General features: G+C 72.3%; 13 protein-coding genes. 3 read left to right on the top strand and 10 right to left on the bottom strand.

Features of this window, described 5'->3' with window-relative positions:
* Window positions 1-89: 89 nt before the first annotated feature.
* Window positions 90-1136 carry a helix-turn-helix domain-containing protein gene (locus ABD743_RS41900; RefSeq protein ID WP_344729913.1) on the bottom strand — a complete coding sequence of 349 codons (1047 nt, stop codon included), beginning with the start codon at window positions 1134-1136 and terminating at the stop codon, window positions 90-92.
* 294 nt (window positions 1137-1430) lie between these two features.
* Between ABD743_RS41900 and ABD743_RS41895 the strand changes: the two genes are divergently transcribed.
* Window positions 1431-2468, top strand: a complete 1038-nt coding sequence (locus tag ABD743_RS41895) for a zinc-dependent alcohol dehydrogenase (RefSeq protein ID WP_344729911.1) — start codon at window positions 1431-1433, stop codon at window positions 2466-2468.
* Between the two features lie 9 nt (window positions 2469-2477).
* On the opposite strand, the gene ABD743_RS41890 is transcribed toward ABD743_RS41895, so the two are convergent.
* Entirely contained in the window at window positions 2478-3836 is a 1359-nt protein-coding gene (locus ABD743_RS41890) for a carotenoid oxygenase family protein (RefSeq protein WP_344729909.1), read from the bottom strand.
* Between the two features lie 95 nt (window positions 3837-3931).
* On the opposite strand from ABD743_RS41890, the gene ABD743_RS41885 reads away from it, so the two are divergent.
* Window positions 3932-4471, top strand: a complete 540-nt coding sequence (locus ABD743_RS41885; RefSeq protein WP_344729907.1) for a PadR family transcriptional regulator — start codon at window positions 3932-3934, stop codon at window positions 4469-4471.
* 105 nt (window positions 4472-4576) lie between these two features.
* Here ABD743_RS41885 and ABD743_RS41880 read toward each other — a convergent pair whose 3' ends face one another.
* From ABD743_RS41880 to ABD743_RS41845, 8 genes are all read right to left on the bottom strand, one after another.
* Window positions 4577-5338: an SDR family oxidoreductase gene (locus tag ABD743_RS41880; RefSeq protein WP_344729906.1), complete on the bottom strand. Its 762-nt coding sequence runs from the start codon at window positions 5336-5338 to the stop codon at window positions 4577-4579.
* A complete protein-coding gene (locus ABD743_RS41875) occupies window positions 5335-5754 on the bottom strand; it encodes a hypothetical protein (protein WP_344729904.1) in 420 nt (139 codons plus the stop codon). The genes ABD743_RS41880 and ABD743_RS41875 overlap by 4 nt, the downstream gene beginning before the upstream one ends.
* 77 nt (window positions 5755-5831) lie before the next feature.
* The gene (locus ABD743_RS41870) at window positions 5832-6197 is read right to left on the bottom strand and encodes a hypothetical protein (RefSeq protein WP_344729902.1); all 366 of its coding nucleotides are present in this window, start codon (window positions 6195-6197) and stop codon (window positions 5832-5834) included.
* A gap of 49 nt (window positions 6198-6246) precedes the next feature.
* Window positions 6247-7188 (bottom strand): slipin family protein, encoded by a 942-nt coding sequence (locus ABD743_RS41865; RefSeq protein ID WP_344729900.1) that lies wholly within the window; start codon window positions 7186-7188, stop codon window positions 6247-6249.
* Window positions 7185-10829 carry a sensor histidine kinase gene (locus ABD743_RS41860; protein ID WP_344729898.1) on the bottom strand — a complete coding sequence of 1215 codons (3645 nt, stop codon included), beginning with the start codon at window positions 10827-10829 and terminating at the stop codon, window positions 7185-7187. Before ABD743_RS41860 ends, ABD743_RS41865 begins: the two co-directional genes overlap by 4 nt.
* Complete coding sequence (locus ABD743_RS41855) at window positions 10826-12175, bottom strand: sensor histidine kinase (RefSeq protein WP_344729896.1); 1350 nt, start codon at window positions 12173-12175, stop codon at window positions 10826-10828. The genes ABD743_RS41860 and ABD743_RS41855 overlap by 4 nt, the downstream gene beginning before the upstream one ends.
* A 76-nt stretch (window positions 12176-12251) precedes the next feature.
* Window positions 12252-12917, bottom strand: a complete 666-nt coding sequence (locus ABD743_RS41850) for a response regulator transcription factor (protein ID WP_344729894.1) — start codon at window positions 12915-12917, stop codon at window positions 12252-12254.
* Window positions 12908-13678: a sensor histidine kinase gene (locus ABD743_RS41845; protein WP_344729892.1), complete on the bottom strand. Its 771-nt coding sequence runs from the start codon at window positions 13676-13678 to the stop codon at window positions 12908-12910. The genes ABD743_RS41850 and ABD743_RS41845 overlap by 10 nt, the downstream gene beginning before the upstream one ends.
* A 210-nt stretch (window positions 13679-13888) precedes the next feature.
* Here ABD743_RS41845 and ABD743_RS41840 point away from each other — a divergent pair, with 210 nt between their 5' ends.
* Window positions 13889-16369: an Hsp70 family protein gene (locus ABD743_RS41840; RefSeq protein WP_344729890.1), complete on the top strand. Its 2481-nt coding sequence runs from the start codon at window positions 13889-13891 to the stop codon at window positions 16367-16369.
* The last annotated feature ends 69 nt before the right edge of the window (window positions 16370-16438 follow it).

The following is a 16438-nucleotide window of genomic DNA, read 5'->3' as shown; positions in this document are numbered from 1 at the left end:
CGTCACATTTCGGCGGCCCCCCGGCTCCGCGGTACGAGGAGGAAGCCTGGATCCCGGGCATCGGGTCAGGCCATCGGCTGCGCGCCGGATTACTTGCCGATCCGCGCAGTGGCGCGGACACCGCCGGTCGCCGCTCGCCGGACATCACGCGGGGCCATCCCGTACTCGCGCTTGAACGCGTGCGAGAAATGGGTGGCATCGGAGAATCCCCAGCGGAAGGCGATCTCGGTGATCGAGCCTGCCGTCGGTTCCGCGAGGTCCTCACGGCAGCGCGCCAGCCGGGCGCGCCGAACCAGCGCGGCCACCGACTCGTCGGTGTCCTCGAACACGGCGTGCAGGGTGCGCAGCGACACCGAGAGCGCCCTGGCGATCGACTCCGGCCCGAGTGCTTGATCGGTGAGGTTGGCACGGACGTAACGGCGGGCGCGGGCACGCAGGGCCTCGCGCCGGGCCGTGCGCGCCTGCGGAAGCTCTGGCTCCACGACCGCCCGCAACAGTTCCAGTACGACGTCGGCGGCGGCGGTGGCCGTGCGCTCGTCCAGGCCGGGCAGCTCCGCGGCGAGCGCGTTGACATAGCGCACGAGCAGCCGGGTGCCGGGCCGCTCGGCGAGCCACGGCAGCGACTCGACGTCGGCGAAACGTGGGCTGACGGCGTGCACCATCTCCTTGGGGAAGATGAGCGTGCGTTTCGTGAACGGCTCGACGACCTCCACGCCCACGGCGCGCGATCCGTCCCACATGCCGACGGCGCCGGCCTCCAGCACGTGCTGCTGCGTGCGCGAGCGGAACACACGCTCCGCGCCGCGGATCACCATCTGCAGGCCGATCGAGTCCTCGCCCGTGCCACCCATCACGGAGGTGCTGCGCTGCCCCGCGAACGGCGTGCAGACGCAGTCGACCAGGTGCAGCGCTCCCAGCCGGTGCCGCTGCACCGTGCCCGCGAACCCGCCGGCGTCGGAATCGGGCAGCCGCACGTCGAACGCCACGTGCGTGGCCGCAAGGACGTCCTCCCACTCGGCCTGTCGATCGGCCTGTCGATCAGCGTTGCCCTGTGGCCCGCCACCGACCTGCCAGCGCTCGCCCGTGGATGGCTCATAGCCAGCCGGCATCGACTCGTCCGACGACAAGGCAGTCATTGCCCCGCCCCTCTCTCTGCACCATCGCGTGCCGGCGCTACGCCCGATCTGCCGGCTCCCCGCCAGACTGACCCACCGCCCGAACGTGTTCAACCACCCGGGGGCCCCTCGTTCTGCCGGACGGAGCGGCTTGGCGATGCGTGCGGCCGAACTTGTCGATGCGCGCACAGCCTGTCGTGATCCTCACAGCCTGGCTCTGCGCGCACCGCTTCCTGCCGATTCGCGCGCGTCGGCGCCCGAAGTTCGGGCCGGGGCCTAGCATCCCCGACCGGGAATCGACCAAAGGGGGCCGACATGCTCGCCGGGGTGTTCAGGGGTGCCGGGCGGATGCCGCTCGAGGAGGTGCCCGACCCGGTCGCCGGGCCTCGGGACGTCGTGCTCGACGTGCGGGCGTGCGGTGTCTGTGGATCCGACCTGCACGCGTTCCGGTCGGGCCAGCACACCCGCGACGGACAGATCATGGGCCACGAGTTCGCGGGGTCCGTGCTCGACGTCGGGTCCGAGGTCGACGGCATCGCCGTGGGCGACCGGCTCACCGGCCTGCCCATCCAGCCGTGCGGACGCTGCCGCCGCTGCCTCGCAGGCGCCCGCCACCTGTGCGAGGTCTGGACCACCCGCAGCATCGCCTTCGGCCTGCCCGGCGCGTTCGCCCAGCGGCTGCGCATCCCCGACGCCCTGCTCGGCGGCAACGTGCACCGGCTCCCCGACAACGCCGAGTTCACGGATGGCGCCCTGATCGAACCGACCGCGGTGGCCGCGCACGCCGTCCGGCAGGCGCAGCCGCAGGTCGGTGAGCCCGCGGTGGTGCTCGGGCTCGGCACGATCGGGCTCCAGGTCGGCCAGATCCTGCTGGCCGCGGGCGCCGGCCCCGTCATCGGGGTGGATCTCTCCCCGCTGCGGCGCGAGGTGGGTGCCCGCCTCGGCATGGTCACCCTCGACGGCGCAGGCGGGCTCGACGCCGTCCGCAACGGACTTCGTGAGCATCTCGGCGAGCGTGAGGTGGCGCTCGTCGTCGAGGCGAGCGGCGCCGCGCCCCTGGTGGCACACGCGGTCGACCTCGTCCGGCCGCGCGGCACCATCGTGCTCGTCGCGCTCTACCACCACCGCGCAGAGCTCGACGCGATGCTCGCCGTGCAGCGCGAGATCACGCTGCGCGGCAGCGCGAACGTCACCTCGGAGGACTTCCGCGAGGCCCTCTCGCTGCTCGGCCAGGGCCGGGTGCGGATGCAGCCGCTGATCACCCACCGGCTGCCCCTCGAGCACGTCGAGGAGGCGTTCCGCACCCAGGCCGACGCCGTGGGCTCGGTCAAGGTGATGGTCACCCAGGACTGAGCCCAGCTCCTAGGCGGCAGGGTCGGGGATCCACGACCCGTGGAAGCCCGCGGGGACCCCGCGCGGCAGCGTCACCGCGGCGACGGGCTCACCCGCGACGTCCGTGGCGTCGAGCACGAGCAGCTGCGACGCGCTGCCGTCGCGGCGGGTGGTGATCGAGACCAGCCACCCGTCGTCCTCCGCCCGGTCCGCACCGCTCGCGGGCACGAACACGGCCTCGCCCGGGACCACGTCCGGCCCCAGCTCGTGGGCGGTCGTCGTGCCGAGCTGCCCGTCGAACCGCACGATGGCGGTGCCGGCGCCCGAGTCGGCCACGGCGTAGAGGTAGCGCGAGGGACGCCCGACGCGGTCGTCGTCCACGGTGGGGAACTCGACTCCGCGCTCGTCGAGCTCGGCGACGGTCGCCGTGCCCGTGTCGGGGTCGAGGGTGAACCGGCTCATCCGGGCGACACCGGTGACGGCGGCCGCCGCGCCCGGGCCCGCGGGTTGGTGCTTGGCACTGATGCCTTCCCACAGGTTCGCGATGGCGTCGCGGCTGTAGCGGGCCAGGTCGAGCACGATCCGGCCGGTCGGGTCCTCGTGGGCGTTGCCGACGTGGAAGACGTAGCACGGGTCGATCTCGAACCAGCGCACCTCGCCGGGCCGCGCGAGCGGCATGACACCCAGCCGGGCGCCGTACTCGTCGTCCCAGGCGAAGGGCATCCCCGGCTGCGGCTGGAACGTCATGGGGAGATCGAGGAAGATCGCATGGTTCTCGGTGATGGCGAAGTCGTGCATCATCGTCGGCCCGGGCACCTCGATCGGCGTGCTCTGCACGAGCTGCCCATCGGCGGACAGCCGGTGGTAGGTGACGTAGGGCGGCATCACGCCGTAGCCGAAGAAGTGCAGCTCGCCGGTGGCCGGGTCGACCTTGGGGTGGGCGGTCATCGCCGTGGTGAGCTTGCCGCCGAAGTCGACGGGGCCCACGGTGTCCAGCTCGCCGGTGACCTCGTACGGGAAGCCGCTCTCGACCAGCGCCAGGATCCGGCCGGAGTGCTCGATCACGTGCGTGTTGGCGTGCACCGCAGTGCGGTCGATCGTGCCGTCCTCGTGTATGTACCGCTTGCCCGCGAGGGCGCCCGTGCGCACCCACCGGTTGCGGTACCACTCGGCCCGCCCCTCCCGCAGCCGGATGCCGTGGAGCATGCCGTGGCCGCCGAACCAGTGCCCGGGGTCCTCCCCCGGGAGCGGGTTCGGGCCGTTGCGTAGGTAGCGACCGGTGAGCTCGGGAGGCAGAGCGCCCGCTACGGGCAGCTCGTACGCCTCGATCTCGTCGGCAACCGGAGCCATGTGGCCGGTCAGGTAGAGCGGGACGGTGCCCGTGGTCATCGTGTGCCCCTTTCGTCGCGAACGGGACCGACTCTGACACCACAGTAGCGACATGTCAATGCTGACATGTCGATTCTGGAAGGTAGGGTTGCGGCATGTCCCTGTCGCACGCCCTGCTCGGGCTGCTTGCCGTCGAGCCGGCCAGCGGCTATGCGCTCACGAAGTCCTTCGAGCTCTCCCTCGGCCGCTACGCATGGCACGCCGGCCACACGAGCATCTATCCGGAACTGGGACGCCTGGCCGAGCGCGGCCTGGTGGAGGTGACGTCCGAGGGAGCGCGCGGCAGCCGCACCTACGCGGTCACCCCCGCCGGGCGTGAGGAGCTGCGTTCCTGGTTGCTGCAGCCGCCCAAGAGCAGCGGGAAGGTGCGCAACGAGGAGGTGCTGCGGATGTTCCTCCTGTCGGCGCTCGACCCCGCTGACGCCCAGATCGTGCTCGCACATGTCGCGGAGAGCACCGCTGCTGCCGCCGCGGAGCTGCGCGAGATCCGGGCAGCACACGAGGGCTCGTCCTTCCGCGGACCCGAGGGCTTCGGACAGCTGGCCGCCGAGTTCGGGCTGCGCCAGTACGAGGCCGTGCACGAGTGGGCCCTCTGGGCGATAACCCAGCTGGAAGCAGACCAGGCGACGAACTAGCCGACCCAACCCGCGCATTCGGACAACGGCACACACTGGTTGGCCACAGCACACATGTCCGAACGTGTGCACGGTGGCCACGACGTGTGTGCCGTCGGAGCGGGCTTACTCGCGCTCCGTCAGGTAGGACTTGAAGGTCGTGCCGGCCATGGCGGCTCCCGGAACCAGGTTGGCGCCACCGCGGAAAGCGCGCATCGCCGCCCCGGGAAACCTGATCGGAACTACCGGGCGACGCCCGCCCAGCACCCGCTGGTAGAGCACCGCCAGCTCGCGCAGCTCGTGGACCTCGGGGCCGCCGATGTCGGCCACGCGACCGGCCGGCTCGCCGTCGGCGAGGCAGGCGAGCCGGGTGGCCACGTCGCGGACGTCGACCGGCTGCACCCGAACGCCCGCCGGCACCACGATCACCGGCGAGCGACGCTGCAGGTCGAGCAACCGCGCGACGAGGTCGTGGAACTGCGTGGCGCGCTGCACCGTCCACGGCAGCCCGGAGCTCTCCAGCAGCCGTTCCGCCTCCAGCTTGGCCCGGTAGTAGAAGATCGGGATCCGGTCGATCCCGACGATCGACACGTCCACGATGTGTGGCCGCCCGGCCGATCGGGCCGCGGCGACCACGTTGCGCGTCAGCTCGACATCTCGCGGACCGTAGGTCGTGGCGCAGTGGACGACGACCGCCGCGCCTGCGACGGCGACGTCGGCGTCGGTGCGGCGGCGCAGGTCAGCCCGCACGAACTCCACGCCCGCGGGCACGCCGCCCGGGTTCGGCCTCCGACCCACCACCCGCACCGGGCGGTCCGCCGCCACGAGTCGCTCGACCACCCGCCGGCCGAGCGTGCCGGTCCCACCCGTCACGACGACCAGACTCACCGCGCCGTCCGCTCCCGCGGGCGCAGGCTGCGTATCCGGACGACGAGGGCCGCCAGGGCGAGCAGCGCCACGATCCCGAGGAGCCAGGGGTCGGAGCCGCGGCCGCCCAGGTCGAGGTCGAGGGCGTGGTTCAGCGCGTGCAGCGCGTTGGTGAACACCGCACCCACCAGCACCACGATGATCACGTCCCGCCACCAGAGCGCGCCGAGCAGCATCACCCCGATCCCCATCTGGAACACACCGGCGTCGTGCAGGAAGTGCTCGTGCTCCGGCCAGTTGGTGAACGCGGCGAAGGAAGCGGGTGCCACCCAGCACCAGATCCCGGCCGCCAGCATGCCCAGCGCAACGAGCACGACGACACCGACCACGAGACGGTCAGCCACCGACGTCCCCCGTCGTTCGCGCACCTCGGTCATCACTTCTCCTCCCCGTACCGCACGGACGCGGCCCATCCACCGGACGGCAGAAGACGCGGAAATGTGACAAACCGGGCTCAGCGCGGCAGCAGATGCAGAACCAGCGCGACGGCGAGCGCGGCGGAGAGCACGACGTCCACGATCGCCGTGGTCCTGATCTTCGGTCCGGGTGCGACCCGGGCGAGGGCCACGAACGCGAGCATGCTGACCAGGCCTGCGACCATGGCCGGCGCCCGCCAGCCCGGCACGAACGCAGCCCCGACCAGTGCGGCACCGAGCAGTCCGAGCAGCAACGCCCGGTGGCGCATCAGCACCAGCAGGTCCGGATCGGCCATCGTGAGGCCGTACAGCCGGGCGAGCCGTCCAGCCCCCGCGACGCCGATGACCGGCAGCCCGTTGATCAAACCCGCAACCAGCAGGATGACGACGACGGCGATCTCCACACCCGGAGACCTTCACGGTCTGCGTGCGACCGATCAATTACCTCCGAGGTCATCCGTGGCCCGCCGCCGTGCGTGTCTCGCCGTTGGCCTCGGGCGACGGCGGTTGGGCGACCGCAGGCACGTCCTCCGGGGCGGCCACGCCCGGGGAGATCCTCTCGGTGATCACCTCCGTGGTCAGAGCGGTGGCCGGCGTGGAGCCCGCCTCCGGCGACGCGCCGGTGGAGGGCTCGGGCGGCGTCGAGCGTTCGAGGAAGCGGAGCAGCTCGACCGGGAAGGGCAGCACGACGGTGCTGTTCTTCTCGGCTGCCACCTCGACCATGGTCTGCAGCAGTCGCAGCTGCAGTGCCGCGGGCTGGGCGGTCATCATTCCGGCCGCCTGCGCCAGCTTCTCCGACGCCTGGAGCTCGCCCTCGGCGGTGATCACCCGGGAGCGGCGCTCCCGCTCCGCCTCCGCCTGCCGCGACATCGACCGCTTCATCGACTCGGGCAGCGCCACGTCCTTGATCTCGACGCGGTCGATGTGCACGCCCCACCCGAGCGCCGGACTGTCGATCATCAGCTCCAGGCCCTGGTTGAGCCGTTCCCGGTTGGACAGCAAGTCGTCCAGCTCGCTCTTGCCGATGATCGATCGCAGGGAGGCCTGCGCGACCTGCCCGATGGCGTACTCGTAGTTCTGCACGTCGACGAGCGCCCGCACCGGGTCGGTCACCCGGAAGTAGACGACGGCGTCGACCTTGACCGTGACGTTGTCGCGGGTGATGCCCTCCTGAGCGGGAATCGGCATCGTGACGATCTGCATGTTGACCTTGTGCAGCCGGTCGACCACGGGCGCGATCACCGCGAGGCCCGGCCCCTGCACGCCGTCGCGGACCTTCCCGAGCCGGAACACCACTCCTCGCTCGAACTGCCGGACGACACGAAGACTGGAGCAGAGAACCACCAGGCCCAGGACCATGATCGTGATCACGAGGATCAGTAGATAGACGGTCATTTCGTTCCTCCCATCCGACCGTCGTTGCGCGCGGCCCGCGCGAGCAGCTGTTCGCAGGTCTGCACGAGCACGGTCGCCACGTCACGGGCATCCTTGACCGACATCGGGTGCGCCGCGAGCCCCTGCCACCGGGCCAGCTGCTCTCCCGCGACGCGGGCGACCTCCTGGGGGACCGCGTCGTCGGGTAGGCCCAGCCGCGCGCGGGGCGCCGCCCCGGTGGCCCCGAGCAGCCGCTCGGCGGCATCGCGTTCCCCGTCGGGCAGGTCGAGCGCGCCGCAGCGCAGGGCGTCGACCAGGTCGGCCTCGGTGAGCTCATGCGCCCCGGACCGGATGCGGTCGAGCCGGTAGACGAGCGCGCTGTCGCCCGACGGCGGTGCCTGGTCGCGCACCAGGGTCTCCAGCGCGAGCAGCGCGGTCCGTGCCTTGACGGCGTCGGCGCGCCGGGCGAACCGCGAGTCGATCAGCTCGAGCAGCCGTGGCACACCGCTGGAGTCCAGGAGCTCCGCCGCGAGCGCGGCCGACGTGGGCGCTCGCCCGCACCGGACCAGCTCGACGGCCGTCCGTACGCCGGCCGGGCCGAACCGCTGAAGCAGCTCCTCGTGGCCTTCCACAGCGTGCAACACCGACTCGGTCGCTGTTCCCGGCGCCGACACGGACGACGAGGCCAGCACGGAGGTGGAGCCCGACAACGCGGCGGTGGGCCCACCGGTCGCGGCCGCGACCTCGCCGACCTCCCCATCGGACTCGGAGATCTCCTGAAGCGTGCGGTACTCGGCGTCGCTCACGGTCGCGGCTGCACGGCCCACCAGCCCCGAGACGGGCACCACCACGTGGCAGAGGCTCCGGACCTCGATGCGGGAGTCCCAGTCCGCGGCCGTCGCGTCCGCCCCGGCCATCTCGTCGGCCCGCGCGAGCACCCCGATCGCGAGCGCAGGACGAGGTGGGTCCGGACCCTCCGGCAGCACGGGGAGCGCCCCGTCCTCGCGAGGACCCCGGAGGAGCAGGACGAACGCATCGGCGAGCGGGGCGAGCTCGTCGTCCGGGCCGGGTTGCGGTGCCGCCCCGGATCTCGGCTCCTCGCCCGGGATGTCTATCAGCGTCACGCGAAGCTCGGCGCCGGGCCCGCGGTCGGCAGCCGCGAGCAGTGCCTCCACCAGCGTGGATGTGCCCGCTCCTGACGGCCCGGAGACGGCCACCCGCAGCGGCTCGTCGAGCCGCTGCGCCAGAGCACGCAACGGTTCGGCCTGCGGCGTGCCGTGGTACAGCTCGCGCGCGGTACGCAGTGCGTCGCGAACCTGGTCGATCAGCGGGAGGTCGGCCACCGCCACGGCCGGGGTGGGGGCGGAGGTGGCGGCCGGAACCTCGGTGGCCGGCTCGGTCTCAGGTCGCGGAAGGGGGGCCGAACCTTCCACGACTGTCCCCGCACCCGGCTGCGACCGGATCTCGATCCGCCCGCCGACCGACCCGATGCGGGCCATCAGGTTGCGCATCCCGCGACCGGGCGAGCCGGTACGCGCGGCAGGATCCCAGCCGGGGCCCTCGTCGTACACCGTGAACCTCAGCCGCCCGTCCCCCGGAGCGAGCCGGACCCCGATCGCAGCGCCCCCTGCGTGCTTGCGCGCGTTGTTCACCGACTCCAGGCAGCAGAAGAAGACAGCGGCGGCGACATCGGGCGGGACCGGAAGATCGGCGGGCACGCCGTCGGAGTCGAAGGTGACGGGCGGGTGCCCGCCGGCGAGCTCGACGCCCAGTGCCCCCACCAGGCCCCGTTCGGCCAGCAGCGGGGACGACACGCCGGTCGCCGTCTCGGCCAGGATCGACTCGGCCGTGTCGATCTGCTCGGCGATCTGCTCCAGGCGGCCGCGGGCCGGGCCGAACTGGCCGGTCGACACCTGGTGCTCGACGAGACCGAGAGTCAGCCGCAGCGAGACCAGGTGGTGTTGCGCCCCGTCGTGCAGGTCGCGCTCGATCCGGCGGCGCTCCGCGTCCATCTCGGCGACCACCGCGCGGCGCGACGCGGCGATCTCCGCGGCGTGTGCGAGGGCCGCGCGCAGTTGCCGTTCGAGCTCGATCCCGGACCTGCTCGCCTGGAAGACGGCTCCGAGACTGTCGGCGATGTCCTGCAGGAGGTGGCGGCGCGGGCCCTGCAGCCCGGCGACCGTCGTGTGGTCGACCGCGATCGTGCCGATGGGTTCGGTCCCGTGCCGGACGGCCACCTCGGCGAGCTCGTCCGAGGCCTGCGCACCCGGCGCGACCCAGGTGTAGGCCCGGTCGTTCAGCCCGGGCCGTACCACCGTCAACCGACAGGTGATGGCGCCCACGCCCCGCCCGACGGCCTCGGCGACGCGCTCCAGGTCGGGCGCGTCGGTGGCACCTGCCCGCGAGAGTGCGGCGATCCCCGCGAGCACGCTGTAGGGGGTGGGCCGGGCGCCGAACAGCATCCGGTCGACGACCCGCTCGACCCGTACGTAGACCGGGAGGAACGCCAGCGCCGCCGGTAGGACGGCGATGGTCGCCGCGGTGAACGGCGCGGCGGGGTCGCCGATCGCCTCCTGGATGAGCGTGCGCACCACGACGTAACCGCCGCCGATCACGGCCGTGACGAGCGCAGCGGCGAGCCCTCGGCTGAACAGGCGTTCCGCGGCCCACAGCCCCTCCGGCCGCATCGCGAGGAAGACAGCCACGGCGATCGCGATGCAGGCCAGCCGGGAGAACCAGAACAGCAGCCCCGTCGGCTCGTCCGCACGACCGTGTGCAGTCGGGTCGACGATGGTCAGGCCGGAGAAGTCCATCAACCACAGCAGCAGCGTGATGATCGCGAGCAGGATCGCGATCGAGAAGGCCGCCGCGAGCACGCTGAACAGCAGCCGGGCCTGGGCGCGCGCCGTGGCAGTGGTGCCGGCAGCGATGCGACGCGGGAGCACCACCAGCCCGGCGAGCGGCACGAGGAACCCGAAGAACAGCACGCAGCTGATCGTGTGCGGGAGCAGCGCGGTGCCGAACCCCACCACCAGCAGCGTCCCCACCCCGGCCGCCACCTGTACCGCGCGGCCGAACCCGGCGGCCGCGGTCGTGCGCCGGTCCGGGGGAAACACCAGCAGAGCGACGATGTAGGCCGCGCAGGCCACCCCGTGCAGCAAGATCTGGTGGAGGCTGCCGACAGTGAGGCCGGTGGCTGTGTACACCGCGGTGTCGGCGGCGTGTGCCTGGAGGTTGAACGCTCCCGCCGAACCGACCATCGCGAGCACCAGCAAGCGGACCGACCAGCTGCTGCCCCGGTACACGAGCAGGGCGGCCGCCACACCGATGCTGATCAGGCTGAGCGCGTAGTCCAGCACGGCCTGACCCAGCGGCTCGCTGCGCGGGATCGCGACGAGCACGCCCTGGGCCCATCCGCTCCCTTCCGCGGCAGCGGACGTGAAGCCCGCGGTGACGGCCGGGGCGTACGCGGCGGCGCCGACAACGGCCCCCATGACCAGCCACCCGAACGACAGCAGCGTGACCGTCACCAGGAGCGCCACGTACGTCACCCAGGCGAGCAGGCCGCGCGTTCCGCCGTCCCGGTCCCGGTCGGCGGGCTCGTCGAGGACGACAGTGCCGATCTGCGAGCCGATCACCGGGCCGCTCACCGGGCTGTTCATCGGACCCCCAGCTCCGCCCCCGCGCCGCTCTCGACCACCGGTTCGAGGTGGTCGGGCACCCACGCGCGCATACCGAGGGGGCGTTCCGGTCCGTCCGGGAGGATCAGTTCGAGATCACCGCCCAGTGCCACGAGCCGCTCGACGTCGTCGGCGAGCGCGGTGCGCAGACGATCAGGGGTGACGTCCGGTGCTGCGTCGTCGATGCGCACCGTCGCCCGGCCGTCGGCCCTTCCGAAGGCCACCACGAGCTCGCCTTCCGCCGGCCTGCCGGCGAGCGCGTGGAGGGCGGCGGCAGTCACGTAGTAGAGCCCCGACTCGATCTCCCAGTCCAGCCGCCCACCGAGGCTGCCGGTCAGCCGCACCGGCCGCGGGAGGTCGGTGGCCACCTCGTCGAGCGCTGCGGCCGGGCCCTGGTCACGCAGCACAGCCGGGTACACGCCACGGGCGATCACCCGGAAGCGGTCCAGCAGCTCGTCGAGCCCGCCCCGGGCACGCACCAGCGCCTCGTGCGCCGCAGCGGCCACCTCCGGCCGGCACTCCAATGCGCCGTGAGCGCGATCGACCTCAGCACGCAGCGCGGCCAGCCGGTCGCCGGTGGCGTGGGCGAGCTCCATGACCAATCGCCTGCGCTCGACCTCACGGGCCTGGGAGAGCCGCTGCCGGGAGTCGTCCAGCTGCGTCGCGAGGTCGTCCGCCCGGCGGACCCGCTCGGCCAGCTCGGCGTTCTGCGCCACACCCCGCAGCAGCAGGGCGGCACCGTTCGCCACGTCCTGGACGAGCCGCTGGTCGGCCGGGGTGATCGGAGCGTCCGGCTTCCCGATCGCCAGCGCCGCGCGCAGTTCCGCGCCGTCGAGGACCGGCACGACGTGGTCGGTGCCGGGTCGGGCGAGCAGCACGGCCAGGTTCGGCACGTGCTCCTCGTCCGAGCCGGTGGATACCCGCGGCGGGTGCTCCGCCGCGGCGACGAGGCGGTCGCCGACCGCGAGCCACACCACGGCACGGGTGGCACCGGTGCCGTCGGCGAGTACCTGGGCAAGACCCGGGAGTGCCTGTTCCAGCGACCCGGCCCGGATCCGTGCGGCCGCCGCCGCGAGCGCCGAGTACGGCGTGACCTCACGGTGGTGGGTGAGCCGCCCGACCGCCGCGTCCACCCGGGGCAGCACGAACCCGAGCCCTACCGCACACACCCCGACGGCGACGAACGGCAGCAGCACCGCGGATCCGGACCCTGCTCCGGAGTATCCGAGGAGCAAGGGGCCGCAGTCGACCAGCAGCAGGAGCAGCGCGGCGACGCCGCAGGCCACCATCGCTGCCCGCAGCACCCTCGCCACGCTCGTCCGGTTCATCACGCTCCACCGGTTCCACCCGGATCGGATCCGGATTCGGAGTCACGCTAAGCGTCCTGACGTGCGCGGCCAAGCCTCAGTCGCCGTCGCGCTGCGATCGGAGGTAGGTCAGTACAGCGAGTACCCGCCGGTGGTGCTCGGCGGTGTCGGCATGCAGGTTGAGTTTCCCGAAGATGTTGGCGATGTGCTTCTCGACGGCTTTCGGCGTGACGAACAGCTGCGCGGCGATGCCGGTGTTGGACCGGCCCTCCGCCATGAGGCGCAGCACGTCGAGCTCGCGCTCGGACAGGGACGCGATGGCCCCCTTCTTGTCGCCGCGGGGCCGCTCCACGAGCCGCTTGGCCAGCACGGGCTCGATGACGATCTCGCCGGCCTCGATGCGGCTGAGGGTGTCGGTGAGGACGTCGACGCTGCCCACCTTCTCTTTCAGCCGGTAGCCGATGGAGTCGGTGCCGATCTGCAGGATGCGCATCAGGTAGTGCGACTCGGCGTAGTGGGACAGGAACAGCAGGCCCATGTCGGGATGCAGGCCGCGCAGCCGCTCCGCCGTCACCAGCCCGCCGTCCGGCTCGGGGGGCATCCTGATGTCCAGGATCGCGACGTCGGCGGGGTGGGTCGAGAGCAGCTCGACCAGAGAGTCGCCGTCAGCCGTGCTGCCGACGACCTCGTGTCCCGCCGCCTGGAGGAGCATCAGTAGCCCCTCGCGGAACAGGGCACCGTCCTCGGCCAGCGCTACTCGCATGGAATCCTCGCTGTGATCGTGCCGGGGCCAGGCCCTCCGGCGACATCGATGGTGCCGCCGAGCCGCCGCACCTGGTCCAGCATCGCTCCGGCGTGCGCCACGTTCACTCCTCTGAGCTCCACGGACAGCACGCCGCCGTCGGACTCGTCACCCACATGCCGCACCGCGACGTCGACGGGCTCCCCGCCGGGCTCGCGGCCTGCGGCCTTCTCGGCGGCGGCCGCGGCATCCATCGCGGCCAAGCACTCGACCACGGAGAAGTAGGCGGCGCCCTCTGCCGCCGGACCGAACCGGTCGTCGGAGGCGTCGACCCGCACCGGGATGTCCACACGGTCGGCCGCCTCGCGCAGGGCCGGGCCGAGTCCGGCCTCGTCGAGCAGGGACGGATAGATCTTGCCTGCCACATCACGCAGTTCCTGGAGCACGGCGTGCAGCTCGTCCTGGAGGCTGTCGATGGACGCGTGCAGGTCGGGTTCGGCGTCGGGCACACGGTGCCGGAAGAGGCCGAGCTGGAGCACAAGTGCAGAGATCCGCAGCGCGGCGCCGTCGTGCAGCTGGCGTTCGAGGCGGCGACGACGCATCCACTGCTCACGCTCGGCGCGGCGGCGGGCGTCCGGGGCAGGAGTGGGGAGCCTGGTGGCGGGGTCGGCGGTCGACGGGTCGGTTGCGGGAGGTGCGGCTGATGACGGCGCGTCGGACATGCCCTGCTCGGGGGGCGTGCGGGGAGCGTCGCCGGCGCACTGCGCTGGCTCGAGCATCATCCTCATATGGTCCGGCGTGTGAGGTCCCGCAGGAATGGGGTGCACCCCACCCCGGGTAGGGCTCTCCCCACCCTTGGTGCCCGATGGTTTCGGTCAGGGCCGGAGGTGTAACGCTTCGCGACCGGAGGGCGAGCGAACCCAAGACCGACCCTGACCAGCGCTATCGCGGGTATCCGAGACGAGGTACGGTGCCGGCTCCCAGGAGGCCGCGTGGGATATCACCTCGGAGTGGACCTCGGCACGACGTTCGTCGCTGCCGCGATCGCGAACGGGTCCAATGTCGAGATGTTCACCCTCGGCGACCGCACCGTGGTGACCCCGGCCGTGGTGTACCTGCGCGAGGACGGCGCCCTCGTCTCCGGTGACGCCGCGGCCCGCCGTGCCGTCAGCAGCCCGGACCGGATCGGCCGCGAGTTCAAGCGCCGTCTCGGTGACCCCACGCCCGTGGTGCTCGGGGGCTCCCCCTATCCCGTCACCACGCTGCTCGGCACGTTGCTGCACGACGTGGTGACCAGGGTGACCGAGACCGAGGGCACGAAGCCCGAGAGCATCGTCCTCACCCACCCGGCCAACTGGGGACCGTTCCGCCGCGAGCTGTTCGACGAGGTGCCGCAGGTCGCGGGGCTCACAGCGCCGCGCACGGTGACCGAGCCCGAGGCCGCCGCTGCCCACTACGCGGCGTCGCGCCACCTCGACGACGGCGAGATCATCGCCGTCTACGACCTCGGCGGGGGCACGTTCGACGCCACCGTTCTGGAGAAGCGCTCCGGCGGCATCGAGATCCTCGGCATCCCCGAAGGGATCGAACGCCTGGGTGGCGTCGACTTCGACGAGGCGATCCTCTCCTACGTCAACTACTCGTCGAGCGGAGCACTGTCCGAGCTGGACATGGGCGACCCGCAGACCGCCGTGGCGCTGGCCCGGCTGCGCCAGGACTGCGTGCTGGCCAAGGAAGCCCTCTCGATCGACACCGAGACGACCATCCCCGTGTTCCTCCCCCACCGCCACTTCGACGTGCGGGTCACCCGGGGCGACTTCGAGGACATGATCCGCGCCCCCATCGAGTCGACGATCGGCACGCTGATCCGGACGCTGCGCTCCGCACAGGTCGACGCGAGCGCGTTGTCGGCGGTGCTGCTGGTCGGCGGCTCGTCCCGGATCCCGCTGGTGTCCAGGATGATCTCCGAGGAGCTGGGCCGCCCCACCGTGGTGGACGCCCATCCCAAGTACGCCGTCGCGCTCGGCGCCGCCACCCTGGCCAGGGCAGGAGCGATCCCGGCTGCAAGCGGCGCCCCACCGGCGGCGCCCGTCCCCGTCCCGCGCGGCGGTCGCGGCGACGACAAGTCTTCCGGCGCTGCCGTCGCCGTGGACGCCGAGCGCGGACCCGCGGGCGCAGCGACCGCAGCGGACGTCCCGGCCCAGCGCACAGGGCCCCCACCACAGATCCCCGCACAACGGCAGACGCCCGCAGGCCCGGCAGGGCCGGGCGGGCCGCCGTCCGGAGGCTCCGGCCCGCCCGGCCCCGGCGGTCCAGGGGGCGGGGGCCCGGAGGAACCGACCGGTCCACCGCCTCCGCCGGCGTCCCGGCCTGCCCCGGGCATCGGTCGCCGGCCCCTCGCCCTGGCAGGTGCGGCGGTCATCGTGGCCGCGCTGATCGCCGGTCTCGTCTATTTCCTCACCAACCACTTCGGCGCGGGTACGACCGCTGCGCCCCCCTCGCCCCCCGCCGCCCAGGCGCCTCCGGCCGCTGCTCCGCCCGCGGGCCGGCCCGCCGTCGCGGCCAGCCTGCCCATCCCGTCCATCGGGCCCACGGTGGCTGCCGGACCCACTCCGGGGTTCGTCGTCGTCTCGCCCAATGGACGCCAGGCCTACGTCGCGAACCGTGCCGCAGGCGTCGTCACCGTCGTGGACACGGCGGTGAACTCGGTGACGGCCACCATCCCCGTCGCCACCGGACCCCCGCAGTACCTGGCCTTCTCCCCCGACGGGCGCACGATCTACGTCAGCATCTGGAACGACGCCAGGACGATCGCCGCCGTCGGGGTGCTCGACACCACCACCAACACGATCACGGCCACCATCCCGGTGCGTACCCGGCCCTTCCTCGCCGCCGTCACGCCCGACGGGAAGCAGCTCTATGTGCCCAACCACGACTCCGGCACGATCTCGGTGATCGACACCGCCACGAACGCCGTCACCAACGAGATCAAGGTGGCGCCCAACCCGCACTGGGTCGAGTTCTCCCCGGACGGCAAGCGCGCCTACACCGCCAACCACGAGTCGAACCTGGTGTCCGTGATCGACACGTCGAACTTCGCGATCCTCGCGGAGATACCGGTCCAGAAGAGCCCGCACAGCCTGGCGGTGCACCCCACGCGGCCGCTGGTGGCGAACGTGAACTACGACTCCGCGTCCGTCACGATGATCGACACCAACACGAACAAGGTCATCGCCGCCATCGCGGTGGGGAGGAACCCGCAGGACATCGCCTGGGCGCCGGACGGCCGCTTCGCCTACGCGGTCAACGTCACCGACAACACGGTCTCGGTGATCAACCCCGACACGATGTCGGTGACCGCGACCATCCCCACGGGCAAGTCTCCGACGTCGGTGGCCGTGCTGCCCAACGGAACCATCGCGTACGTCTCGAATCTCGCGGATGGCACCCTGACCACCCTGCACACGGGCTGAGCCGGGCAACGAACAGGATCTTCGCCATAGGCCGGATTGGGAGCCAGGTCACGCCGCGGCAGTCGAATG

Source organism: Pseudonocardia yunnanensis, assembly GCF_039534065.1.
Lineage (GTDB): Bacteria > Actinomycetota > Actinomycetes > Mycobacteriales > Pseudonocardiaceae > Pseudonocardia > Pseudonocardia yunnanensis.
The sequence above is the reverse complement of the archived record's forward strand: the minus strand, read 5'-3'. Positions and strand labels throughout refer to the sequence as shown.